The sequence below is a fragment of the Pseudomonas oryzihabitans genome (assembly GCF_024652905.1).
Taxonomy (GTDB): domain Bacteria; phylum Pseudomonadota; class Gammaproteobacteria; order Pseudomonadales; family Pseudomonadaceae; genus Chryseomonas; species Chryseomonas benzopyrenica.
Window position 1 is genome coordinate 200,871 of sequence record NZ_CP102429.1, and the last position, 23,803, is coordinate 224,673.

The 23,803-nt window shown below is 58.0% G+C and carries 19 protein-coding genes and 9 pseudogenes; 11 read left to right on the forward strand and 17 right to left on the reverse strand.

Annotated features, from left to right (window positions below; translation table 11 throughout):
• Positions 1-471 precede the first annotated feature (471 nt).
• Genes NRG74_RS23610 through NRG74_RS23625 form a run of 4 tightly spaced genes read left to right on the forward strand, consistent with a single transcriptional unit; the run spans position 472 to position 6,560 of the window.
• Positions 472-1,002, forward strand: a complete 531-nt coding sequence (locus tag NRG74_RS23610) for a hypothetical protein (RefSeq protein WP_257706755.1) — start codon at positions 472-474, stop codon at positions 1,000-1,002.
• Entirely contained in the window at positions 999-2,060 is a 1,062-nt protein-coding gene (gene traF / locus NRG74_RS23615; RefSeq protein WP_257706756.1) for a conjugal transfer protein TraF, read from the forward strand. The genes NRG74_RS23610 and traF overlap by 4 nt, the downstream gene beginning before the upstream one ends.
• On the forward strand, positions 2,044-3,474 hold the full coding sequence (locus NRG74_RS23620; RefSeq protein ID WP_077171978.1) for a conjugal transfer protein TraH: 1,431 nt from the start codon (positions 2,044-2,046) through the stop codon (positions 3,472-3,474). Before traF ends, NRG74_RS23620 begins: the two co-directional genes overlap by 17 nt.
• Entirely contained in the window at positions 3,474-6,560 is a 3,087-nt protein-coding gene (locus NRG74_RS23625) for a conjugal transfer protein TraG N-terminal domain-containing protein (RefSeq protein WP_257706757.1), read from the forward strand. The genes NRG74_RS23620 and NRG74_RS23625 overlap by 1 nt, the downstream gene beginning before the upstream one ends.
• Before the next feature lie 30 nt (positions 6,561-6,590).
• Here NRG74_RS23625 and NRG74_RS23630 read toward each other — a convergent pair whose 3' ends face one another.
• The 5 genes and pseudogenes from NRG74_RS23630 to NRG74_RS23650 form a co-directional block, all read right to left on the reverse strand.
• Positions 6,591-7,388 (reverse strand): hypothetical protein, encoded by a 798-nt coding sequence (locus NRG74_RS23630; protein WP_257706758.1) that lies wholly within the window; start codon positions 7,386-7,388, stop codon positions 6,591-6,593.
• 114 nt (positions 7,389-7,502) lie between these two features.
• Positions 7,503-7,799, reverse strand: coding sequence for a hypothetical protein (locus NRG74_RS23635; RefSeq protein WP_257706759.1), 297 nt, complete (start codon positions 7,797-7,799; stop codon positions 7,503-7,505).
• A gap of 80 nt (positions 7,800-7,879) precedes the next feature.
• The gene (locus NRG74_RS23640; RefSeq protein ID WP_257706760.1) at positions 7,880-8,134 is read right to left on the reverse strand and encodes a hypothetical protein; all 255 of its coding nucleotides are present in this window, start codon (positions 8,132-8,134) and stop codon (positions 7,880-7,882) included.
• A gap of 41 nt (positions 8,135-8,175) precedes the next feature.
• Positions 8,176-8,361 carry a hypothetical protein gene (locus NRG74_RS23645; protein ID WP_257706761.1) on the reverse strand — a complete coding sequence of 62 codons (186 nt, stop codon included), beginning with the start codon at positions 8,359-8,361 and terminating at the stop codon, positions 8,176-8,178.
• A 191-nt stretch (positions 8,362-8,552) separates the two neighbouring features.
• Positions 8,553-9,098, reverse strand: a pseudogene (locus NRG74_RS23650) (transposase); the annotation flags it as partial.
• Positions 9,099-9,321: 223 nt separating this feature from the next.
• Between NRG74_RS23650 and NRG74_RS23655 the strand changes: the two are divergent.
• A complete protein-coding gene (locus NRG74_RS23655) occupies positions 9,322-9,762 on the forward strand; it encodes a carboxymuconolactone decarboxylase family protein (RefSeq protein WP_008786759.1) in 441 nt (146 codons plus the stop codon).
• Between the two features lie 188 nt (positions 9,763-9,950).
• Here NRG74_RS23655 and NRG74_RS23660 read toward each other — a convergent pair whose 3' ends face one another.
• The 5 genes and pseudogenes from NRG74_RS23660 to NRG74_RS23680 form a co-directional block, all read right to left on the reverse strand.
• On the reverse strand, positions 9,951-10,715 hold the full coding sequence (locus NRG74_RS23660; protein WP_001389365.1) for an IS6-like element IS6100 family transposase: 765 nt from the start codon (positions 10,713-10,715) through the stop codon (positions 9,951-9,953).
• 62 nt (positions 10,716-10,777) lie between these two features.
• Positions 10,778-11,959 (reverse strand): annotated as a pseudogene (locus tag NRG74_RS23665) (DDE-type integrase/transposase/recombinase); the annotation flags it as partial.
• Positions 11,960-12,243: 284 nt separating this feature from the next.
• Positions 12,244-12,810, reverse strand: a complete 567-nt coding sequence (locus NRG74_RS23670) for an OsmC family protein (protein WP_004574805.1) — start codon at positions 12,808-12,810, stop codon at positions 12,244-12,246.
• Between the two features lie 14 nt (positions 12,811-12,824).
• A pseudogene (locus tag NRG74_RS23675) lies at positions 12,825-12,983 on the reverse strand (SDR family oxidoreductase); the annotation flags it as partial.
• A 30-nt stretch (positions 12,984-13,013) separates the two neighbouring features.
• A pseudogene (locus tag NRG74_RS23680) lies at positions 13,014-13,202 on the reverse strand (Tn3 family transposase); the annotation flags it as partial.
• On the opposite strand from NRG74_RS23680, the pseudogene NRG74_RS23685 reads away from it, so the two are divergent.
• The 3 genes and pseudogenes from NRG74_RS23685 to NRG74_RS23695 all read left to right on the forward strand — a co-directional run.
• Positions 13,196-13,531: pseudogene (locus tag NRG74_RS23685) on the forward strand (IS3 family transposase); the annotation flags it as partial. The pseudogenes NRG74_RS23680 and NRG74_RS23685 sit on opposite strands and share 7 nt — an antisense overlap.
• 140 nt (positions 13,532-13,671) lie before the next feature.
• Positions 13,672-14,073: pseudogene (locus NRG74_RS23690) on the forward strand (phosphotransferase); the annotation flags it as partial.
• A 40-nt stretch (positions 14,074-14,113) separates the two neighbouring features.
• Entirely contained in the window at positions 14,114-14,512 is a 399-nt protein-coding gene (locus NRG74_RS23695; protein ID WP_126547900.1) for a GNAT family N-acetyltransferase, read from the forward strand.
• Positions 14,513-14,575: 63 nt separating this feature from the next.
• On the opposite strand, the gene NRG74_RS23700 is transcribed toward NRG74_RS23695, so the two are convergent.
• The 3 genes and pseudogenes from NRG74_RS23700 to NRG74_RS23710 all read right to left on the reverse strand — a co-directional run bounded on the left by NRG74_RS23700 (position 14,576) and on the right by NRG74_RS23710 (position 18,197).
• Positions 14,576-15,073: a disulfide bond formation protein B gene (locus NRG74_RS23700; protein ID WP_126547899.1), complete on the reverse strand. Its 498-nt coding sequence runs from the start codon at positions 15,071-15,073 to the stop codon at positions 14,576-14,578.
• Between the two features lie 28 nt (positions 15,074-15,101).
• A pseudogene (locus NRG74_RS23705) lies at positions 15,102-15,278 on the reverse strand (MarC family protein); the annotation flags it as partial.
• 33 nt (positions 15,279-15,311) lie between these two features.
• Positions 15,312-18,197, reverse strand: coding sequence for a Tn3 family transposase (locus NRG74_RS23710; protein WP_001138082.1), 2,886 nt, complete (start codon positions 18,195-18,197; stop codon positions 15,312-15,314).
• Between the two features lie 125 nt (positions 18,198-18,322).
• Between NRG74_RS23710 and NRG74_RS23715 the strand changes: the two genes are divergently transcribed.
• The 3 genes from NRG74_RS23715 to NRG74_RS23725 all read left to right on the forward strand — a co-directional run bounded on the left by NRG74_RS23715 (position 18,323) and on the right by NRG74_RS23725 (position 20,642).
• Entirely contained in the window at positions 18,323-18,937 is a 615-nt protein-coding gene (locus NRG74_RS23715) for a recombinase family protein (protein WP_000904906.1), read from the forward strand.
• A 65-nt stretch (positions 18,938-19,002) separates the two neighbouring features.
• Positions 19,003-19,806, forward strand: a complete 804-nt coding sequence (gene aph(3'')-Ib, locus NRG74_RS23720; RefSeq protein WP_001082319.1) for an aminoglycoside O-phosphotransferase APH(3'')-Ib — start codon at positions 19,003-19,005, stop codon at positions 19,804-19,806.
• On the forward strand, positions 19,806-20,642 hold the full coding sequence (locus NRG74_RS23725) for an aminoglycoside O-phosphotransferase APH(6)-Id (protein WP_000480968.1): 837 nt from the start codon (positions 19,806-19,808) through the stop codon (positions 20,640-20,642). Before aph(3'')-Ib ends, NRG74_RS23725 begins: the two co-directional genes overlap by 1 nt.
• A gap of 102 nt (positions 20,643-20,744) precedes the next feature.
• Here the strand turns inward: NRG74_RS23725 and NRG74_RS23730 are convergent.
• From NRG74_RS23730 to NRG74_RS23745, 4 genes and pseudogenes are all read right to left on the reverse strand, one after another.
• Positions 20,745-21,374: pseudogene (locus NRG74_RS23730) on the reverse strand (SDR family NAD(P)-dependent oxidoreductase); the annotation flags it as partial.
• Between the two features lie 59 nt (positions 21,375-21,433).
• Positions 21,434-22,018: a TetR/AcrR family transcriptional regulator gene (locus NRG74_RS23735; RefSeq protein WP_257706763.1), complete on the reverse strand. Its 585-nt coding sequence runs from the start codon at positions 22,016-22,018 to the stop codon at positions 21,434-21,436.
• Positions 22,015-22,695, reverse strand: a complete 681-nt coding sequence (locus tag NRG74_RS23740) for a cupin domain-containing protein (protein WP_004574802.1) — start codon at positions 22,693-22,695, stop codon at positions 22,015-22,017. Before NRG74_RS23740 ends, NRG74_RS23735 begins: the two co-directional genes overlap by 4 nt.
• A gap of 201 nt (positions 22,696-22,896) precedes the next feature.
• Positions 22,897-23,799 (reverse strand): annotated as a pseudogene (locus tag NRG74_RS23745) (heavy metal sensor histidine kinase); the annotation flags it as partial.
• Positions 23,800-23,803: the final 4 nt, after the last annotated feature.

Sequence of the window (23,803 nt, forward strand, 5' to 3'; positions counted from 1 at the left end):
CGCTCGTGTAGCGCGTCAGTAAGGGCCTTTTGACCGGTCATTCAATGTAGTAGCGAAAGGCCGCACGGCCATAAGTGAGCCTAGTCGATGTCGAGTAGAAGTCACACGCGCAGCGGGCAATGCACCCCTTGAGGAGACTGCTCGGTAACGTGCGCGTCAGGTCAATCCTCTGTGGATTGCGGAGTCGATGCTATGCGGCTCAGCCTTTACTGCTTATCTCGCTCAACTGCTCGTGCATAACGTCTCCGGTGAGGAGGGCTTCCGACGAAGACTTCTTCGTCACGCTGTGCGAGCCACGATACCCTCAGGTGATCCTTCACCTGAGCTAGGTGGCTGATCGCTGATGGCTCAGCAGGCCTCCGTTTTCTACCCCGAGCGTTATTCGCGCCCTAAAAGGGAGTGAATCGAGCGCTTTTGGTCCGCGCGAATCCCTAGCCTTGTGTGCATCGAATTAATACTCCGGATGCGCGCATGTCCTTGTCCGTCGCTACGCCCGAAGCTGTCACGAGCTCGTTCACCCCCACATCCAGCCTATCGGGCCTGCTGGACACCTACGGCGACGTGATGACGCCGGAGCAGATAGCGGAGGCGCTGGAATACAGCGTCGGCTATGTCCGCAAGAAGATCGGCTGCGCCAAATTCCAGCATCTCCCTTGGGTAGCAGCGATCGCCCCACACCGGCGCCGGCAAGGACTCAACTGGGTCTACGGCACGCATGGCGTTGCGTCCTTCCTGGACAGCCAGCGTAGCTCGCTGGAGAGCATTCGCGCCCCATCGAAACACCTCCCTAAGCTCCTGCAGGCGTATGGACCGTCGATGCCGGTCGCCGAGGTGGCTGATGCGCTCGGCTACAGCGTTACCTACGTCAGTAAGAAAATCGGCAATGCCGACTATCAGCACCTGCCGTGGGTAAGCGCGATCGGATCGCACCGACGCAAGCGAGGCTCGCGCTGGGTGTACGCGACCGTCGCAGTCGCCTTGTACCTGGACGGTAGGAAATGAGGCGCGCGCTTTTGGCTGTAGCCGTCGCTGCAGCGCTCTGGCCGGCAGTATTTTCAGGTATCGCGAGCGCGGCGGATAACGCTGCGGATGGCGTGAAAGATTCTTTCGCTGCGCCTGGTAGCGAAAGCTTCTACCGCGGTAAGGCAGAGGGCTGGTTTTGGTACAAGGATCCGCCCGAGGAGGAGCCGGAGCTCGAGGTAAAGGCGCCTACCCCGCCTCCACCCCCGCCTGCTTTCATCCAGAAGGCTGAGCCACCGGCCGCTCCGCCGGCGCCGCCAGGGCCGGAGCTGTTCAGCGTGGCCTGGATCAGGGACAACCTGCCCAAGTACCGCGACCGCGCGATCGACAACCCGACCGACGCGAACGTGCAGGCCTACTACTACCTGCAGCGCGTGATGATGGACAAATCGTCCAAGTTCTCCGAGCGCTCCAGCCAGGTGATCATGCGTGATCCGTTCCTCGACGAGGACAGCCGGCGGCCGGTGGCCACTTACGCCGCCAATGCGCTCAATCGGGAAGTCTCGAACAACCGGGACAAGGTGCTTAAGGGCCTGGCCAACAAGGTCGGCCTCTTCTTCTTCTTCAAGGGCAACTGCGTACTCTGCGCTGAGCAAGCGGCCGTGCTGCAGTCGCTCACTGCGGCCACCGGCATCCGGATCATCCCCGTCTCGCTGGATGGCGCGCCCCTCGACAACGGGCTTTTCGCGAATTACCGCACCGACGATGGCCAGGCCAAAAAGCTTGAGGTCTATCAGGCCCCTGCCCTCGCCTTGGCGATCCCTCCGGGCCGCACCGAGATCGTCGGCTACGGCGCCATCACCCTGGACGTGCTGTTCAACCGGGTCTTGATCGCTGCGCGCGAAGCCTCGCTTATCGACCAGAAGACCTTCGCCTCCACCCAGCCGTTCTTCGACAACGGCCTGCTGACCCTCGAGGACAACGACGGACTCAGCCAAGACCAGATCGACCAGGACCCCGCCGCATTCGTTGAGAGCATGCGCCGCAAGCTCGCCCGCAAGACCATAGATGGAGAGGTGCCCCATGAGGCGCAGCAGTAAGCAGTCGTTGTGCGCAGCCGTGCTGGTTGCGGCCCTCGCGCCCCTGGGCGCCTACGCCAACATCGAGAGCCAGCTGGACTCGATGTTCAACTCGATGTCGAACAGCACAGACCCCGGCATGTATCAGACGGCGACCCGGGGCGTGGTCAGCGGTGGCTCGATGAGGATCCGGAATCAGATCGCAACGGCGCCGGTGGTCTCCTTCCGACCGCCCTCCTTCCAGGCCGGCTGCGGCGGCATCGACATGTTCGCCGGCTCCTTCTCGTTCATCAACGCGCAGCAGTTCGTTCAGTCGCTGCGCTCCATCGCCTCCAACTCCGTAGGCGTAGCGTCGGGCTATGCGTTCAAGCTGGCGCTCAAGGCCATGGGGCCTACGGTGGAGAACACCATCGCCAACCTGCAGGAGACCATGCAGGACCTCAACGGCCTCATGTCCAATAGCTGCCAGCTCGCCCAGGGCCTGGTGACGGACGCCTTCTCTGCTTTCGAAGGAAAAGAGAACATGCAGACTGCCACCGGTAACACCATCAAGGGATTGGCCGACAGCTTCGGATCGCTGTTCTCCGGTAGCAGCAACTCCAAGTCGCCGATCGAAATGAAGACGGATGCCGGCAACGTAGTGAGCTGCGAGGACACCGGCAACGTCGTCTGGTGTGCAATGAAACAGTACAACAGCCAGCAGTTCTTCAAATACGGCTCTCAGCAGACCGACGAGCTGATCATGTCCTTCACCGGATCCGTGATCATTCCCGGGCTAGAGCAGGCTGAAGATGGAAAGGGCAAGGTGATCGTCACTAAGCCGCTGATGCCGACTGGCATCTCGCTGCAGGACATCGTCGAGGGCGTCAAGACCGAATCGGTGCAGGTCTATTCGTGCAAGGAAGATGCAGTCTGCCTGGAGCCGCAGCTCTCTAACCTGGCCTTCGACGGCCTGGCGCAAAAGATTATCAAGATCTTCAACGGATCGGGAAACTCCGTCGGCATCGTCACGAAGTGGGCGACGAATACTGGCACTTTTGGTCCTGATGAGACCGGCTTACTGAACATGATGCAAAAGCCCGGCTTCTCCGCGATGGTGCAACGCCTATCGCAAGGCAGCGAGTCGATGGCGAAGGGGTTTGTCACCGGCCATTCCAAAATGCTGGCGCTCGAGGGCGCCTATTCGCTCGTCAAGTCGTACATCGATACGGCCGAAGCCGTGATCACGAAAGGCAAGATGGTCGACAAGCTCGGCATGCCTGCCGGTGACTTCATCGGTAAGGCGAGGGAACGGCTGATGCAGGAATACCAGGTGCTGCTCACCCGGTATGGCAACGAGAATGACCTGCTGCTCGACTACCAGGCGCGCATGCGATCGCTTCCTCCGCCTGCGGCGTTTATCAACGTCGAGAAACCTGTGCAGGGGGGTGAGTGATGGAGTTCTCGATCTATTCCATTGGCTCCGCTACCTACCTGGAGAGCATCCTCAACGCTGTGGCCATGATCTCCGGGTCGGGCAGCATCGAGTCCCTCGCCAAGGTGGGGTTGTTGATCGGTACCCTGTTCTTGGGATTCCAAGCGGTCTTCAAAAACCAGGCTATTCCCTTCCAACAGGTCGGCGTGGCGCTGATCCTCTACATGGCGCTCTACGGGCCTACCGGGCGCGCCGTCGTAGAGGACGTCTATGACGGAACCGTTGTGGTGGTCGACAACGTGCCGATCGGACCGCTGTTCGTAGGGTCCGTGGTGTCCAACATCGGCTACAAGCTGACCAGGGAGATGGAGCAGGCCTTCTCAACGCCGGCGATGACTACCTATGGGTTCGCTGATCCCCTCACCACCCTGATGAAGGTCCGCGGCGCGACGCGCAATGTGTTGGCTATGCCGTCTGTGATGGGCGATAGCAACGCGGGCGGCGACTTCGTCCGCTCATGGACGAACTACATCAAGGAGTGCACCCTTGTCGGTGTTGGGCGCAACATGACTGCCTATGGCGCCCTCATGCGCAGCAATAGCCCGATCGACGCTATGCGCTTCGATAGCGAGGTTTACGGTACCGAGATTTACGAGGGCAAGACGGGCACTGGCACCTACTACAACTGTTCCCAGGCCCATACCCGGCTCAAGGCTCTCAGCGTCTCAGCACAGCCGGGCGTCATGGATGATGTCTCGAAACTAGCGTTCCAGAAGCCGGGCAAAGTCGTTACAGGTGACGATCTGACCACCCGCGTGGACGATGCGCTGCGCGGCCTGAATCTCCAGGTGGCGGATGCACGTGCCTTTACCATGGCGTCCATTCTGCTGCCGATCTTCGAGCGTGCGCCCGCCCAGAAAGCGCTGGAAGACCAGCAGAGTGCCTACGCGATCATGCTCGCCCAGGCTCAGGCGCAGCAGGCCACGCAGTGGGCCGCCGAAGGCTCGATGTTCACCCGGTACGTTCGCCCGTTCCTGACCTTCTTCGAAGGCCTCATCTACGCAATCACCCCGTTGATGGCGTTCCTGCTCGTGATGGGCACGTTCGGCATGAATCTCATCACCAAGTACATCACCATGCTGTGCTGGATGATGCTGTGGCAGCCGATGCTCGCGATCGTCAACCTCTACACGAACTGGTACACCGGCACGGTCATGGAAGGCCTGCTCGCGACGACCAGCACGGTGACAGACGGCAACGCCCTGTCATTCGAGATGCTGAAGCAGATGCTGCCGGCCTTGGACAGCGCGATTGGGGTGGCCGGCCTGATGGCTTCATCCGTTCCAGTGATCAGCATGTTCCTGGTTTCCGGCAGCGCGTTTGCGTTGACGAGCATGGCCCAGCGCCTTGGCGGCACGGATCAGATCAACGAGAAGATCGTGACGCCTGACGTCGTGAAGCCCACCGAAGGCTTGGCGACTACGCCCTATATGACGAACGACTTCGTCAATGGGACGAGGCAGACTGGGTCTGAGACAACCCGTGGTTCGATTAATATCGGCCAGTCGTTGAGTAATGCCGCCCAGTCGCAAAAGGCAACTGCAGAGAGCGCTTCTGAGAACTTTGCCAAGAGCCTAACTTCGTCCTATGGGCGCCAGATGGAACAGGCCAAGACATTGGGCGAGCAGGCGACAGTCGGTTCATCCTTCGCAAATTCCTTCGGTCTAACAAACAATGCCAGCTACGAAAAAGCGGTCGGTAACATGCGCAATATGGGATATTCGCAGGCCCAGACTGACGCTGTCGTTGCCTCTCTGGCTACCGGAGGAAATGTAAGCGCAGGATTGGGCCTTGGCAAATATGGAGCTGCCACCGGTGAAGACGGCAAATCCAAGGGTGGGGTCGAATTAGGCGGATCTGCAAACATCGGCGCGAACATGCAAAGTTCGTCAACGAGGAACGACAGCAAGACTGCTAGTGACGTGATGAACGACGCTCGGTCGGCTGGACTTTCCGAAGTCGTTTCGAATGCTCTTCGAAAAGAAAATTCCTCTTCCGTTGCACAGAATTTTCAGAATTCCGAGAAGTTAGGCGTATCACAGGCTGACCAACAGAGTCTTTCCAAATCTGCCCAAGAGGCAATATCCGCGCAGAAACAGTATTCAGAGACCTCAAGCTATCTTCAGTCCACCGGTATGCAACTATCTATGTCCCCTGATGCTTGGGCAGGAAAGTTGCAAAGAGAAGGTAAAGCCGACGCCGTCGTTGCCGAGGCTATGAACAATTATGGGCAGGAATTCCAAGAAGCAAAGCGGATGTTCGATACGGTCGATCCTTCACGGCGAGATACTGCGGCGGCGTTGCATACGCTGGCCAAGCACAACGATCTAGGCGTGTTGACAGGCGGGACAGTAGATCGAGATATGTACAGCAATCCCCGTTCCGGTGGCGAGCTCGGTGCTAGCCCAACGTCGCTGGCGCACAACGAATTCCAAGGCCTCAAGGGCCCTCAGGTTGGGGACCTTCGCTCGGAAACACAAAGTGCAGGCCATTCTGTGTCGTCCGGCTCATTTGAGAGCCGATACGACGCCGGTAATGCTGCCGCAAGGGACCACAGCAAGATTGCTGCAGAGCATGCGCGTCGAGGTGAGATCGTGGCTGGTGATGGCCAGGTATACGCCAACCGGGCAGTAGCCGAAGCCGGGGAGCGCGCAGAGGGCCGCTTGGCCGACAAAGGGAAAAGAGTCAACGATATGGGTGAATCCGTCTTAGGAGGCATACCGCAGAAGGCAATGAACCGGATGGGGTCAGTGTTCAACGCCGGGGGTACGCATGCGGATTACGTCAACGAGGGTAAGCGGTTGCATCTCAACGACTCTCAAGCGGAGGTATTCGCGGCGGCGAGAATGGGCACCGTGGACAACAACACTTGGGGAATCTACCGCGATAGCGCTATCAAAAACGGCTACGGCGAGGACGTCGCTAGAGGATCGTTTGATAACCTTGTCCAGGCGGGACTCTACGACAATGGATCGGGAGCTACCCTCGCTGACGTAGTGACGCTGAATCAACGTGACGATCACGGTGAAAGTTTCAAATTGAGGTAGCAAAGAAAAGGCCCGCAATGCGGGCCTTTTTCAATGGTATCTATCCTGATCCCCAAATCCCGTTCTGCCTTCCAAGTTTCGGATAACCTCTTGAGGGGTGTGGTACACGCTTATTTTGAAAGGATCAGCCGAATCTAGTGGGTCAGGGTGTTGAGAATTCGCATCGCGCAGTTGTGGGTCTAAAGTTCCAAAGCTAACCTGCGACGCGCTTGAGGAGCCCTGCAATTGAAGCTGTGACCCAAGCAAAATTAGCGATAGCACAAAGTAGAGCATGAAAGCCGCAGCTGGCGGCTGAAAGGCTAGAAGAATCTCCACTCCAATAATTGTCGAAGCAAGTATTGTTAATAGCATCGCTGTGCTTCTGAGTCGATATGTTAAGTGCGTCGCGAGGGACGCTATAACTAATGCAGTCACTGCATAAAAATATGCGATCTGCGAGCCTTCTAAAGTGTCGGAATTGCAATAGGCAATGCCATAGAAAGAGAGGCCTATCGAGGCCAAGTGCCTGCACAGATTTACGGCAGGGCGTTCATTAATTTCAGTTTCTAAGGCATAGAGCGGGCGAATGATCTTAGGAACGCGAGGCTTTCCTACTTCCTGCTCAATAAAATCGGAAGCGTTAACCGCGAAGGCGATGTCGGCCTGACTGGTATTGGGAAGCGATGCGACAAATACTACGCGCTCGACAGTTCTACGGATCGAAGGGGCAACACTTTTAAATCGATCTATCTGAAATGTATTGAGATTGATAGTGTTTGGTGGAAGGCCAAGGTAGCCTTCAAGTAACGCTTCGATCTTCCTGATTTCGCCAGCAATGATGGGGTGCATAATGCGCCTCCTTGATTGATAGGCTAATGGTAACGCACAGTTCCAAAACGCAAGGGCCGCTAAGCCGCCGTTCGCGCCGCTGATGCGCCCTTCCCTCCGTGTTCTGCGCCGCCGCTAAGGCGAGCCAGGCTCTGCGCCAGGCGCGGCTGCTTGATCGCGTGCGAGAAGGTTCGCCTCGAAATGGCCGATAGCCACACGCGCTGCCTCAGCAAAGCTTGCGATGGACAGGGCCACCCACAGGAGATGGGGCTCGGCCTCGTCATCCAGATGATCGACTGACACCGCATAGGCGCCGCCCCAGCTGGATGAGTCTTGGATCTGGACGCGTGTCGGTTTCCCGCGGTGCTGAAGCACAAATTCGGGGTCGCTAAGATCGGTGCCGGGTCGCTTCTTGAAGCTGTAGCTGGTCATGTGATCGTCCGCTGGATGGGGAAACTGTGTGCCTCAGCAGAACGTATCTGACGCGGTGGAAATGCAACCCGGTCGCGACGCTATCCCCCCTTGCGAGCGCCTGGCTTGCCCTGGGCCACATAGGCGATGCCGCCAAGCCGATAGGTCGAGGGCGTAAGGAGCGCAGGTCGGGCACTGTCCTGCGGCCGCTGGCAACCGGTGGGCAGGTAGAGGTTGTGCTCTGCCCAGACCTCAGCGCGCGCCTTCATATCGCCGCGCTGCCGGCCGCGCGCGCCACGATCGACGTTGCGCAGGGCCGAGACCTTCGGCTCGGCCTTGCCGGCGAGCACAAACACCCGCAGGTGGGCTTTGATGATGGCATCCCATGGTCGCCGCGCTAACCGAACCAGAGCGTGCAGCGCGGGTGCGGGGCCACGACCTTGTGCTTGATCAGCACCTGGTCGTCCGAGAGGTTCGCGATCGTGCGCAGACCCTGGTACCAAGCCGTTTGCTCGAGCAGTTTCCCTCGCTGCTGCGCCCTGCTTTCGGCCTCCGCCAGCAGCTGCTCGCGCTCGGTGGCCACCGGTATCCGTTGATTGCGCGTGGTGCGGCCAGGCCAGGTGAACGAGCTCCGCTGCAGTGCGCCTTCGAATGCGTATAGAGGGCGCTGCGATTACTTTTGGCTAGATTTGCGGGGAGTAGGCAGTCGACCATCATGGGAGGTGCGGGGGCTTGGGCGGACACTCCCTCTCAAATGCCTCTCTAGCGGAATTAGGGCAGAAAGCAGCGCGCATCGTGGCGGGCGTTGAACAACGACAACTGCTGCTGGCCGTGGACCACGTCGCAGGTGTCGTCGATGTCCAGGGTGACGGCGGCTGGAGGCACGGCGTAGCTGGCGCAGTACAGGTCGACCAGCACGCGCCCGAGCCGGATCAGGTCGCGCAGGTCCGGCGTGTTCTCCAGCCGCGAGACGGTGGGCTGGCTCATCAGGTCCGCGCCGCTCTCGGGCAGGCGCCCGCAGGCGAGCTTGAAGGCGGGGTCGGCGCGCAGGTGGTCGAGGTCGTCCGCGTCCTCATACCCGCAGGCGATGGCCAGGATGCGCGCCAGGAGGATCTCGGGCAGCGGGTGCACGATCCGGCTCGGATCGCGCCGGTCCGGGATCACCGCGGCGAGCTTGTCGGCAATCCGCATCCGCCGGGCCGCCTGAGCCAGCAGCAGGACGCCGCCGTCCGAGGTCAGGCGCCCGCCGTCGAAGGCGGCTGTGAGCTTCTTGGCTCTCACGGATGGAAACGCGAACGGAAGTGCGTCAAGATCGGACATGGCGGGCGTGGCGGGCTCGATGGGGTGAAGAAGGTTGGTGTGAGCACCCAATCCCTAAGCCAGATCAATGCTTTACGCTACGCTCGCCAGCTTCGATCCACCGCCCTCATGAATAAGACGGGCTAATTTCGTTCACGATGATCATCACCTTCCTTGACTGCACTGCACTGTGCAATGTATGTTTTGGAGACCGCACGGTGCAGTGCAAACGAGGAGATAGGGTATGTCAGTCGTAAATTCCAGCGTCGCTTTGCCTGCTGAGGTCTCAAAGGACCGTTTCGCCAGGGGATCTGCTACATTCGCCGCAGTCACCGGCATTCCCACGGAGGCATACCTTGATGGATTCAAGGATAGCTCGCCTGATTTTGGTCGCTATGTGATTGAGTGGGTCTTCGGCGATGTATACAGCCGCACCGATTTGGATTTGAAAACCCGGGAACTCGTTATCATCGCAGCCGGCGCGGCGTTGGGCGCAACGGGAATTGATGTCATCAAATTTCATGTCCCCACTGCGGTACGCGCGGGTGCAACCCGAGACCAGATTTTCGGCGTTCTTACCCAGGTAGCGATTGTTGCAGGTGTTCCCACAGCAATCGCCGCAATTTCGGCGGCGGCACAAGTCTTGGGGCCACACTCTCAGGTCGCTGATGGTGCCAAGGCATGAATATCAGGTCCGAGGATCAGCTCAGCGGATTAGCGATAAGCCTAATGGCTGTCGCGTCCGCATTGACTGTGGCAAACGTGTACTTCAACCAGTCCATGTTGCCCGCCATAGCGGCAGAATTTGGAACCAGTCCTGGCTCTGTTGCAAAGATTGGCGGCAGTCAGAGGTAGGCTGTCGCTCTGCGCCGATCAGGCGGCTGCTGCGAAATGGTGGTTGAGCATGCCCATGGCCTCCGTCAGCGCCGAGGGCCCAATGCCAAAAGCTCTCTCCACAAGGCGCACCTCGCCCCTGATGCCGGGCTGCAGGCACCAGGGGCGAGCCTGTCCTTTGCGCAGGGCTCGCATGACTTCGAATCCCTTGATCGTGGCATAGGCCGTGGGGATCGATTTGAAACCGCGCACCGGCTTGATCAGTATCTTGAGCTTTCCGTGATCGGCCTCGATCACGTTATTGAGATACTTCACCTGCCGGTGGGCCGTCTCCCGGTCCAGCTTTCCTTCGCGCTTCAATTCGGTGATCGCTGCACCATAGCTCGGCGCTTTGTCGGTATTGAGCGTGGCAGGCTTTTCCCAGTGCTTCAGGCCTCGCAGGGCCTTGCCCAGGAACCGCTTCGCTGCCTTGGCGCTGCGGGTCGGCGACAGGTAGAAATCGATCGTGTCGCCCCGCTTGTCGACTGCCCGGTACAGGTAGGTCCACTTGCCCCGCACCTTGACGTAGGTTTCATCCAGGCGCCAGCTCGGATCAAAGCCACGCCGCCAGAACCAGCGCAGCCGCTTCTCCATCTCCGGGGCGTAGCACTGGACCCAGCGATAGATCGTCGTATGGTCGACCGAAATGCCGCGTTCCGCCAGCATTTCCTCAAGGTCGCGATAGCTGATCGGATAGCGACAATACCAGCGCACCGCCCACAGGATCACATCACCCTGGAAATGGCGCCACTTGAAATCCGTCATCGTTCCGTCCGTCCAATCTCCGCCAAGCATGCTCAAGCTTCACGATTTTTGCAACAGAGCCGGAAATCGACCAAAAACGCGGTGGGGCGGGTAACGACGGCCGGGACGCCAACGCGCTCCACGGCCTCGGCCCAGCGCGCGGCCGGCGGCTGGAGCAGGCCGTTGTGCACGGAGCCGTGATAGGTGCCTACCGCCAACGCGAGCCAGCGCTCCAGCTCGCGCAGCGTCAGGGTGGCCATCTTCTCGGAATCGTACTCGCCGCGCTGGCCGGGATTGGAGAAGGTCGTCCCCGGTAATTCGTCGTGGATCATCTGCATCGCCGTGCCGATGATCCGTTCCACGATGCCGCCGTAGTGCGGCTGGCCTGGTGGGCGATAGTCCAGCCGGATGCCATGCTGTTCGCAGCCACGGCGCAGCGCTTCGCTTTTGAACTCGGCCGCGTTGTCCAGATAGAGCAGCCTGGGCTTGCCGCTCATCGGCCAGTCCATTTCCACATTCAGCCCTTCCAGCCAGGGCCGCTTGTCGCAGGCGGCATGCGCGAGGCATAGGCCGACCGAGACGGCGGACGGCGCTTCCAGCGTGACCACCATGCCGAGTACGCAGCGCGTGAACACGTCGATGGCGAGGGTCAAATATGGGCGGCCAATCGGTTGCCGGTCGCGCTCGTCGACCACGATCAGGTCGATGACGGTGTGGTCGATCTGCACCTGTTCCAGCGGCATGGTGACTTCTGGCGGAATGCCACCCGCGCCTTGCAAGGGACGGGCAGCGTCCTGCCCGCCCCGGCTGCGGGCTATTTTCGCCGGGTGTAGTCCGGCAATCCGCTGGGCCACGGTGTTGCGCGCCGGCACCGGCAGCTTCTGGGTTTTGCACGCCTGCGCGACTTCGCGGTGGAACGCCGCCAGGCTGCGTTTCTGCTTGGTCAGGAAGCGCTTTTGCAGCAGCTCGCGGATGATGCGCTCGACCGGTTCCGGCAAGCGCCCCTTGCCTTTGCCGCCGCCGGATCGGCCGGGCGTCAGGTCTGTTACCAGGCCAGTACCCTGCCGGGCGCGACGGATCAGGACATATACCTGTCGCCGGGACAGGCCCAGCGCTTGGGCTGCCTCATCGGCGGCTTCATGCCCGACCACCTCAAGCGCTGCCAGTGGCCCGATGATTTCCGTCCGGTGCCGGGCTTGCGCCCATGCCTCGTCGGGCAGGGTGGCCACGCCTTGCGCGGCAATCGGTGGAGTGTCTGATGTCATGCCCAAACCTCGCTTTGGTGCACACGAGTATTGAGCATAGTCGAGATTGGTGCAGACGACTCCTGATATTGGGCTGTCAGGAGCCGTATGCACACCAGGCGTTACATCCAGTCAGATGGTGCGGTCGTCTTCTGAAAACGACAGTTCTGCCTGACATCCAGTTAGGGTATACCTCAAATTGACACTGCGTATTCCAGAGAACGTGATGACGGAAGGTTGAACCTTCCGTCATAGCGCATCTGGTTTGGCCTCCCGTCAGCCAACCACGGGAAACACTGACTCGATCATTGGAGAATGGTCAGCTTGGCCTTGAGATCAATGGCTCTCGCGAAGTTGTGGTAATTCGGCGATGTTCGCTGCACCTGCGCGTGCAATGCTTTCAGCGCCGCCGAATCCGCCGACGACTCCATTTCGACCTCATACTCGACCTGGTCGTACCCTGGATTGATCCCAGGATCGATTCCAAGAAAACCTCTCAGATCGAGGCTTCCCTTCGTGCGGATAGTCAGCGATTGCAACTCGATGTTCATTGCCGCCGCATTTGCCGCGTAGGTTGCAGTCATGCATGCGTTCAACGCAGCCAGGATCAATTCTTGTGGATTAGCGGCCGTGTCGGTACCGAGCAATTCTGCCGGTTCGTCCGCGTCGATGACAAAGCCGCGCGCCAAGGCCGTGTCACCTAGTACGAGCGGCATGGTTCGCGCACGCGTCCGGGTGCCACCCTCCCAGGTTGTCACGACGCCGAACGTCGCGATGCCTGCGGCGGGCTTTGCTGCGACCTGATCTGCAAACTCACGCAATGCGCCGACGTTGATCCCGTTGCCGGGAGTTCCTTTAATGTTTGTGTTCATTTCTCGTTCCCCCATTATGTGTTACGCCCGGCCATCACGCCGCCGTCAACGTCCCAGATTGCGCCCGTCACCCATGCTGCCTTGTCCGACAACAGGAAGAGGATGACCTCGGCGACGTCTTGTGGCGTCCCAACCCTGCCGATTGGGTGGAAGCTGTTGAATCCCTGTAAGGGGTCGTTTGCGGGAGGGGGCGGAATCCTACGCTAAGGCTTTGGCCAGCGATATTCTCCGGTGAGATTGATGTGTTCCCATCCGAGCGGCGAAACATGGGCCAAGAGATCGGGCGATAGCAGCTTTCCATCGCGTTTCTGGTTTGCAACGACCTCGCCGAGCTTCATGGTGTTCCAGAAGATGATGATGGCGGCGAGCAGATTCATGCCGGCGATGCGGTATGGCGTTGGCTTTACGCAAACCACCACCGGGTTGTATTCAACACACAGACCGTGGGAGCCAATATTGCGCTCATGAATATCAAAAGCTACTGCTCAAACATCAATTGCTGCCGTCCATGAGCGGGAAAGGCAATTGTTTTGATAACTCCGCAGTAGAAAGCTTCTTTAAATCATTAAAGGCTGAGTTGATTTGGCGCAGACACTGGCAAACAAGGCGAGATATTGAGATTGCAATCTTCGAATATATAAATGGCTTTTATAATCCACGCCGAAGACATTCAACACTCGGCTGGAAATCGCCGGTTGCATTTGAGAAAAAAGCCGCTTAAAATGAGAGATAGACCGGAACACAACCGGTGCAAGTCCATAGCAACTCGTTTCTTTTCGCAGGTTGAGCCACCTCCGCGCTTCATCAGAAAACTGAAGGAACCTCCATTGAATCGAACTAATATTTTTTAAGGAACCTCCATTGAATCGAACTAATATTTTTTTTGGTGAATCGCATTCTGACTGGTTGCCTGTCAGAGGCGGAGAATCTGGTGATTTTGTTTTTCGACGTGGTGACGGGCATGCCTTCGCGAAAATCGCACCTGCTTCCCGCCGCGGTGAGCTCGCTGGAGAGCGTGACCGCCTCATTTGGCTCAAAGGTCGAGGTGTGGCTTGCCCCGAGGTGATCAACTGGCAGGAGGAACAGGAGGGTGCATGCTTGGTGATAACGGCAATTCCGGGAGTACCGGCGGCTGATCTGTCTGGAGCGGATTTGCTCAAAGCGTGGCCGTCAATGGGGCAGCAACTTGGCGCTGTTCACAGCCTATCGGTTGATCAATGTCCGTTTGAGCGCAGGCTGTCGCGAATGTTCGGACGCGCCATTTACGGTGTTGGTGTTTTGATTACTCATTTAGAAGGCATACATTTTGGACTATCAAGTGGACCCACACCCCTCTTATGCAGAAATGAATAGGCTGTGGTTAGCGGCATGGAAAACAGAAGTGCCCGCTGAGATCAAGCGTATATTGTTGCGTAGCCTTACGCATGTGGGGGCATACCGTGAGGGCGTGTTAGTGGGTTTTGTGAACGTGGCTTGGGATGGTGGTATACACGCTTTTATTTTAGACACATGTGTACATCCAGACTGTCGTAGGCAGGGTGTGGCAACTGGATTAGTGAGAATGGCTACTGCGGTGGCAAAGCAACGAGGTGCGCATTGGCTGCATGTGGATTATGAACCCCATTTGCAGGGGTTTTATCAAGTGTGCGGTTTCAGGTCATCTGCGGCTGGAGTGATGGATTTGACTTGCGTTGAGCCGTAAAAAAGCCCCCGTTCTTTTCAGAATAAGGGGCTAAGAATAAGCGACGAAAGTTGGGCAAGAGGCCTAGAACATGCGTGCTGGTTTTTTGAACAATACATACAACAAGGCAACCACGCACACGGCAAACAAACCCATGCCCCAGAGTGCGTATTCCACACCTAGCAACTCTACGCGTGCATCCATGCAGGTGGCGTAAATGCCGAACAGTGATGGGAATTGGCTTTCCAAGCCCGATTGGGTCATGATGCGGTCAGCTAAGGTTTGATCGCAAGAAAAGCTCAACGACGCTACGCTGTATTGGTGCCAGGCGGCCCAAATACCGCTAGCTGCGAGCAATGCACTGAGTAGTGTCAACAGTTTAGCGATAACGTTAATATTGAGTTTCGCTGCTATGCCCGCAAATAAGCAGCCTACGCCCACGGCAATAAGCATCAGGCGTTGCAGTACGCACCACGCGCAAGGGCGCATGCCGAACATGTGTTGAGAAACTAGAGCTACAGCCAGTGCTAAGAAACACAGCCCAGATAGCAGGAACAGCAGTTTAGTAGAAGTATTGTTCATTATTGAATCAAGAAAAGGCTGGAAGGGGTTACTGGGTAGCTTTGGCAGCTTCAATAAGCAGATTTAACACTAGATCATGCACGCCGTCCCACACAATTTGTACACCCAAGCAAAGCAGAATGAATGCAGATAAGCGCATGAGTACCGCAGTACCGGTGGTGCCTAGCTTATAAAGAAACTGCGATGCAAAACGTAAGCACATGTAGGGGTCGTTTGCGGGAGGGGGCGGAATCCTACGCTAAGGCTTTGGCCAGCGATATTCTCCGGTGAGATTGATGTGTTCCCATCCGAGCGGCGAAACATGGGCCAAGAGATCGGGCGATAGCAGCTTTCCATCGCGTTTCTGGTTTGCAACGACCTCGCCGAGCTTCATGGTGTTCCAGAAGATGATGATGGCGGCGAGCAGATTCATGCCGGCGATGCGGTAATGCTGGCCTTCGGCGGAACGGTCGCGGATTTCACCGCGGCGGTGGAAGCTGATTGCCCGCTTCAGCGCATGATGAGCTTCGCCTTTGTTGAGCCCGATCTGGGCACGCCGTTGGAGTTCGGCATCCAGAATCCAGTCGATCATGAACAGGGTGCGCTCGACGCGACCGACTTCCCGCAGGGCTGTCGCGAGCTCGTTCTGCCGCGGATAGGAGGCGAGTTTCCGCAGAATCTGGCTTGGCGCGACGGTCCCGGCAGCAATGGTGGCGGCGATGCGCAGGATGTCGGGCCAATTGCGCTCGATCATGGCTTGGTTGACCTTTCCGCCGATCAACGCTCGCAGGTGCGCCGGGGCGGCCGACGGATTGAACGCGTAGAGCCGTTTGGATGGCAGGTCGCGGATGCGCGGAGCGAACCGGTAGCCGAGAATGGCACATGCGGCAAAGACGTGATCGGTGAAGCCGCCCGTGTCGGTGAACTGCTCGCGGATATGGCGTCCAGCATCGTTCATCAGCAGGCCATCGAGGATGTAAGGCGCTTCGCTTGCCGTTGCAGGAATCACCTGGGTTGCGAACGGCGCATATTGGTCGGAGACGTGGCTATAGGCTTTCAGGCCCGGGGTATTGCCATATTTCGCGTTGACCAGGTTCATGGCCTCACCTTGCTCTGTAGCGACGAAGAACTGTCCGTCGCTCGAAGCCGACGTGCCCATGCCCCAGAACCGGGCCATGGGTAACGCTGCCTGTGCCTCGACCACCATGGCCAGCGCCCGGTCATAGGCTTCGCCCTCGACATGCCACCGTCCAATGCGGATCAATTCCCAGAAGGTGTGGGTGTTTGTCGCATCCGCCATTTTGCGCAAGCCGAGGTTGATCCCTTCCGCCAAGATAACGTTCATTAGCCCGATCCGGTCAGCGCAGGGTGCTCCTGTGCGCAGATGGGTGAACGCTTCGGTGAAGCCGGTCGCCGCATCCACCTCCAGCAGGAGATCGGTGATGCGCGTGGGCGGGATCTGCTTGTAGAGATCGAGCACCAGATCTTCGGCGCCTGTCGGCGCGGCGGCTTCGAGTTTCTCGATATGCAGAACGCCGTTTTCAATCGACCCGCCCGGGATCGTGCCTGCGCGAGCGGCACGGCCAAGCTCGCGCAACCGCATGTCGAGGCGAGCTTGCCGGTCTGCCAGCCATTCCTCCGGCCGCAATGGCACAGCGAGACGACCGCCTTCCGCGATGGATTGTGCCGGAACGAGTGCGTGTTTCAGATCGCCATAGCGCCGGGACCTAGTAAGCCAGACATCTCCGGAGCGGAACGCATCGCGCAGATGGAACAGCACCGCGATCTCCCATAGGCGAGCGTCGCCAGCCCTCTGGGCCCGAAGGTGGCGATGCCATTTCGAGCTGGGCCGCAAGAAGCTGGTCATCGCGGCATCGTTCAAACCGGTACGAAGGGCCGTCACCGCTTCCAGAAGCGGCAGTGCAACGGGCGCAGCTCGCAGATCGAGCAGGCGCAACATGCGTGGAGCGTATCGGCGGAAGCGGTGATAACCGTCGAGCACATGATTGAGCGGATCGTCGGCCATGGTGGCGGTCAGCCTGGTTGCCATTGCAACAAGGGTTTTTAAGCCGTCCCACCCTGACCCACTCGCGATGACATCGCCCAGCGGCTGGCCATCATCCTGTGCATCGACCAGGGCGCCCCCGATCTCGGCGAAGGATTTCAGGGTGTCACGCACCACCCCCGCTTCGTCTGCGACCTTTGCATGGCAAATACGCTCCGAAGCACGGTAGAGACGGCCGACGATCCGGTCGTGGGTTTCGACCACTGCGTCGGCCAACATCGCCTGCCATTCCGAGACGCAAACAGCCAAGATCGCAAGCCGCCTGTCCTCCGGGAGATCGCGCATGCCGTCGGCATAATACCGTTCACCCTGCCTGCGCAGACGAGTCACCCGATGGGCAGGAACGCCGGCAAGCAGATCCTCGGGGAGATCGATGCGTTGCAGATATTCGAGCCGGTCGAGCAGCCGGTTGGCCGACGAAGAGTTCGAGCCAGGCTCGAACTGGCGCAGCCACACAAAACGGGTCACCCGATCATCAGCCGTCTCCTCGAGCAATGCCAGCAACTGTTCTCGGATCGACATAGGCAGCCGACTGGCGATCCTCGTCTCGATGCGTCGCTCGGCATCGACGAGAGCCGCGGCACAAAGCCGCTCGATCGTGGATGTCGCGGGAAGGACAGTGCGGGTGCGTCGGCACTCGGCTACGAAGCGACGGGCGATATCCTCGTTCGACACCGCCATCTCGGCTTCTCGGAACAACCATTCCTTCAGCTCGCTCGCACCACGTCCGGAGAAGGTGCGGAAGCCGTAGAGCCCCCGTAACTCGGCAAGATGCTCGTGCCGTGTTTCCTCGCGGGCAGCATAGTCTACGAGATCGTCGGCACCCAGGCCAAGCTGCGCTCCGATAAATTCGATGACCTCTGCAGGGATCAGTTCGCCTGGAGCCAGCACCCGGCCGGGATAGCGCAGGACACACAATTGCAGGGCGAAGCCGAACCTGTTGTGAGCGCGCCGACGCAGCCTGATATGCCCAAGGTCTTCATCACTCAGCGTATAGTGCTTGAGCAAATCCGTCTGTGAAGTCGGCAAGCGCAACAGCGCGTCTTTCTGCCGATCGGTTAGAGTGACGCGACGCGGCATACATGTTCCTTTTTCAAAATCTGATAGCGTTCAAGACGCTTTGTTTATGAAGCTGGTTGAGATACATTTCCAGAGGTCAATGCAATCGTGGCCGAAGCGCCGCCTCAAACCAACGTTTGTGATACATGCTGATCGGATATGCCCGCGTCTCCAAAGCCGATGGCTCGCAGTCTCTCGACCTGCAGCACGACGCCTTGCGCGCCGCAGGTGTCGAACGGGACAATATCTATGATGATCTTGCTTCCGGCGGTCGTGATGATCGCCCTGGCTTGACTGCCTGCCTCAAGTCATTGCGTGACGGCGATGTGCTGGTGGTCTGGAAGCTCGATCGCCTCGGACGATCGCTTGCCCATCTGGTCAACACGGTGAAGGAGCTGTCAGACCGCAAGATCGGCCTGCGGGTTCTGACTGGAAAGGGCGCTCAGATCGACACCACGACTGCGTCCGGTCGCATGGTGTTCGGAATCTTCGCCACCTTGGCCGAGTTCGAGCGGGATCTGATCCGAGAGCGCACCATGGCGGGTCTCGCCTCCGCGAGAGCGCGCGGTCGCAAGGGCGGACGAAAATTCGCGCTCACCAAAGCTCAGGTGCGTCTCGCGCAAGCCGCCATGGCCCAGCGCGATACTTCAGTTTCCGATCTCTGCAAGGAACTCGGCATCGAGCGCGTCACTCTCTACCGATATGTCGGTCCCAAAGGCGAGCTCAGAGACCATGGAAAGCATGTTCTCGGACTTACGTAGCAACTCGTTTCTTTTCGCAGGTTGAGCCACCTCCGCGCTTCATCAGAAAACTGAAGGAACCTCCATTGAATCGAACTAATATTTTTTTTGGTGAATCGCATTCTGACTGGTTGCCTGTCAGAGGCGGAGAATCTGGTGATTTTGTTTTTCGACGTGGTGACGGGCATGCCTTCGCGAAAATCGCACCTGCTTCCCGCCGCGGTGAGCTCGCTGGAGAGCGTGACCGCCTCATTTGGCTCAAAGGTCGAGGTGTGGCTTGCCCCGAGGTGATCAACTGGCAGGAGGAACAGGAGGGTGCATGCTTGGTGATAACGGCAATTCCGGGAGTACCGGCGGCTGATCTGTCTGGAGCGGATTTGCTCAAAGCGTGGCCGTCAATGGGGCAGCAACTTGGCGCTGTTCACAGCCTATCGGTTGATCAATGTCCGTTTGAGCGCAGGCTGTCGCGAATGTTCGGACGCGCCGTTGATGTGGTGTCCCGCAATGCCGTCAATCCCGACTTCTTACCGGACGAGGACAAGAGTACGCCGCAGCTCGATCTTTTGGCTCGTGTCGAACGAGAGCTACCGGTGCGGCTCGACCAAGAGCGCACCGATATGGTTGTTTGCCATGGTGATCCCTGCATGCCGAACTTCATGGTGGACCCTAAAACTCTTCAATGCACGGGTCTGATCGACCTTGGGCGGCTCGGAACAGCAGATCGCTATGCCGATTTGGCACTCATGATTGCTAACGCCGAAGAGAACTGGGCAGCGCCAGATGAAGCAGAGCGCGCCTTCGCTGTCCTATTCAATGTATTGGGGATCGAAGCCCCCGACCGCGAACGCCTTGCCTTCTATCTGCGATTGGACCCTCTGACTTGGGGTTGATGTTCATGCCGCCTGTTTTTCCTGCTCATTGGCACGTTTCGCAACCTGTTCTCATTGCGGACACCTTTTCCAGCCTCGTTTGGAAAGTTTCATTGCCAGACGGGACTCCTGCAATCGTCAAGGGATTGAAACCTATAGAAGACATTGCTGATGAACTGCGCGGGGCCGACTATCTGGTATGGCGCAATGGGAGGGGAGCAGTCCGGTTGCTCGGTCGTGAGAACAATCTGATGTTGCTCGAATATGCCGGGGAGCGAATGCTCTCTCACATCGTTGCCGAGCACGGCGACTACCAGGCGACCGAAATTGCAGCGGAACTAATGGCGAAGCTGTATGCCGCATCTGAGGAACCCCTGCCTTCTGCCCTTCTCCCGATCCGGGATCGCTTTGCAGCTTTGTTTCAGCGGGCGCGCGATGATCAAAACGCAGGTTGTCAAACTGACTACGTCCACGCGGCGATTATAGCCGATCAAATGATGAGCAATGCCTCGGAACTGCGTGGGCTACATGGCGATCTGCATCATGAAAACATCATGTTCTCCAGTCGCGGCTGGCTGGTGATAGATCCCGTCGGTCTGGTCGGTGAAGTGGGCTTTGGCGCCGCCAATATGTTCTACGATCCGGCTGACAGAGACGACCTTTGTCTCGATCCTAGACGCATTGCACAGATGGCGGACGCATTCTCTCGTGCGCTGGACGTCGATCCGCGTCGCCTGCTCGACCAGGCGTACGCTTATGGGTGCCTTTCCGCAGCTTGGAACGCGGATGGAGAAGAGGAGCAACGCGATCTAGCTATCGCGGCCGCGATCAAGCAGGTGCGACAGACGTCATACTAGATATCAAGCGACTTCTCCTATCCCCTGGGAACACATCAATCTTACCGGAGAATATCGTTGGCCAAAGCCTTAGCGTAGGATTTCGCCCTCTCCCGCAAACGACCCCTGTAAGGCGCCATGAACCTCGGCCTTGGGTATGAATCCCTCGTAAATCGGCGTTTCGACAACCGCCGGAGAAACGGCATTGACCCTGATTTGTTTGGATGCCAGCTCCATCGCAAGGTGCTGGGTCAGCGAATGCAAACCTGCTTTTGCCATCGAATACGCGGACGACGGCGTAGCCGCAATCGCCTGCTTGCCCCACATCGAGCCGATGTTCACAATGGCGCCGGGACGCTCGCTGGCCACGAGATTGGCCACGACTTTTTGTGTGATGAAGAAGAACGCTTTATTCAACGTCAAATATTGTTCGTAATCACTTTCCGTGTGCTCAAGAAACGCCTTCGGGAAGAACACCCCAGCCGCGTTGACCAGAAGATTGATGTCCTTGTGGTGTTCATCGATGGTATGCAGGAGTCGCTTCACATCTTCGGCTCGCGAGAGATCGGCAGTCAGGGCGGTCACGGTGCCCAACGACGACAGCGCCTTGCGGGCCTCTTCGGCCTTGTCTTCACGGTGACCGACGATGACGACGCTTCCGCCTTGCTCAAGAACCATGCGGGCAGTTTGCAGTCCCATCCCGCTAGTGCCGCCGATGACCAACAACTTCTTGCCATTAAATTCAGTACTCATAATAATCTCCTTAACTACCAACTAAATGGTAGGGTTGTGTTGCAAAAAAAGTGCCGACCTCAGGTCAACACGGTGGAAAGAAAAGTGTTTCCAACTTCGGCCGGTCCGCGTGACGACCGCATGCCACGGCCCACCATCATCGAGCCTTCCAACGCGCACAAGAATGCCTCTGCGAGAGCCTCTGGGGTGGAATTCGAGGTGATCAGCGCGGCACGCTGACCATCGGCAACGACAAGAGTCAACCAGTCGAGATTGACTTTAAAGAATCGCTCGACCTCGCTCACAACGGCGTCCGGCAGCGAGTCCGACTCGGCACCCAACATGCCGCAGACACAAAGGCGCCGGTCCTTGGCGAAGGTGCGTTCGAGAAGTGCCGCATACGCAGTTAGCCTGTCAGGCGCTTTCGCATGCTGCCCTTCGATGCTCAGCAACTCCTCACGAAACCGGTGCGTGTAGCGCTGTGCGACCACGGCCACGAGTTCACCCTTCTTGGGAAAGTGGTGGTGGATACTTGGTTTTTTGATGCCTACCAACTGGGCCACGTCGTCGTATGAGAAGCCGTTGTAGCCGTGCTGCTGTACCAACCCTTCAGCGGCATCGACCACCCGCTCGGCGGTCGGCGAGATTTCGGAGAAATGCTTCATGCAAGCGCCTCATTTGATTCGGCGACTGGCAGGTGGCCTGTCTTGACCAGGATGGTGCAGCCTGTATTGCTGAAGGGACGGTGAGCACTCAAATGCGGACTGCGCATCCATGTGCCGGTAGGGTAGCTTCCGAACTCATCCTCAAAGACGCCTTCCAACACATAGATTTCTTCACCGCCGTAGTGACGATGCGAATTGAATCGTGTCCCCGGGGCCCAGCGCACCAAAGCCGTATGTTGTGTGTCGAACTCAGAAAGTGGCATCACCGACAGACCCGGCACGAGGCCTGGAAACCAGGGGCCGTTACGGGTGTCGACCACGGTGCGTTGGCTGTCGGCTAGATCAAGATGGCGCAGCTTGACGAACAACGTGCAACCCGTCGCGGAGCTCGGTGCATGCGAAGAACCTGGTGGATTCTTGATGTAAGTCCCAGGCCCGAAGGTCCCGGATTCGTCGCTGAATTCGCCGTCCAGGACCAGAATCTCCTCGCCCAAGTCGTGCTTATGATTTTCAAAAGCGGAGCCCGGCGCGTATCGCACGATCGAGGTGGCACGCGCCACTTCGTCGCCATCACGCTCCAGTAACTGGCGTTGAATCCCGGTCGCTGGCGAATCGACCCACTGTAAGCTTGAAGGCTCGACGACAACACGCTGCGAAAGATCTGAATTGAGTTTCATGGCTTTATTTCATCTACCGACTACTTGGTAGGTAAGTTATAAGATCCCGATTTGTTTGTCAAATAGCTTTCGCCATTTTCTTTCATCCATTGAAAAAACAATGAATTGGTTACAAGAACTCGCGAAGCTTAGCGTACGATTTTTTCCGAATTCTCTATCGTCCCCAAGTTGCGCTAGGTGGTATGCCGGGGAAATACATGGCTACTTCAGACCATCCCTAGACATAAGCTTTGGAAGCGTCATTGTGAAAGTCGTATGCCCCTCAGCTGATTCGCAAGCGATGCGCCCTTTGTGCGCTTCGACTATCGAACGAGTGATAGCCATGCCGAGGCCCGCATTCATGGTGGTTCCTTCGCGCCTTGCGGTGTCGACCCTATAGAATCGATCAAACACTCGGGCCTGAAGCTCGGCTGGAATCGTTGTGCCTCGGTTGGATATGGCTGTGCAAACCGAGCCACCGCTCTCGCTTATTTCAACGCTGATGGTGCTGCCTTCCTCTGCATATCGAACTGCGTTAGAGACTATGTTTGAGACGGCCCGTCTCAGCATCGATTTATCGCCATGTACCGATCCATCGCCTGAAAGCGCGATTTCTACCTTTTTGTCCTCGGCTGCAAGCTCGTAATATTCGATAACGCTCGCGGTAATCTCAGCCATGCTGGCATCTTCGGCATTGGGCGTAATCTTCCCGTTGTCCGCCTTGGCGAGGAATAGCATGTCATAGACCATCTTTGACATGCGCCTAAGTTCTTCGAGGGCGGAATACAAAATGTCTTTGTAGTCGGTATTCTCGCGGTCGCGCAAGAGCGCGACCTCCATTTGGGTAAGCATGCTGTTCAGCGGCGTTCTTAGCTCATGCGCGATATCCGCTGAGAAACCTGACAATCTGAGAAAAGAGTCGTCCAAGCGCGAAAGCATTTCGTTGAAGTTGTCTACGAGTTCATGCAGCTCGCCTGGCACCGACTCGGTTGGAATTCTGGTATCTAAGCAGTGGGCGGTTACCGTAGAAGAAGTCTTGGACAGTTCGTCTATTGGTTTTAAGCCTTTCCTGATCAGAACAACACCTAACGCGCCACTCAGAAGTGCACTAACGACAAGCGTATAAGCA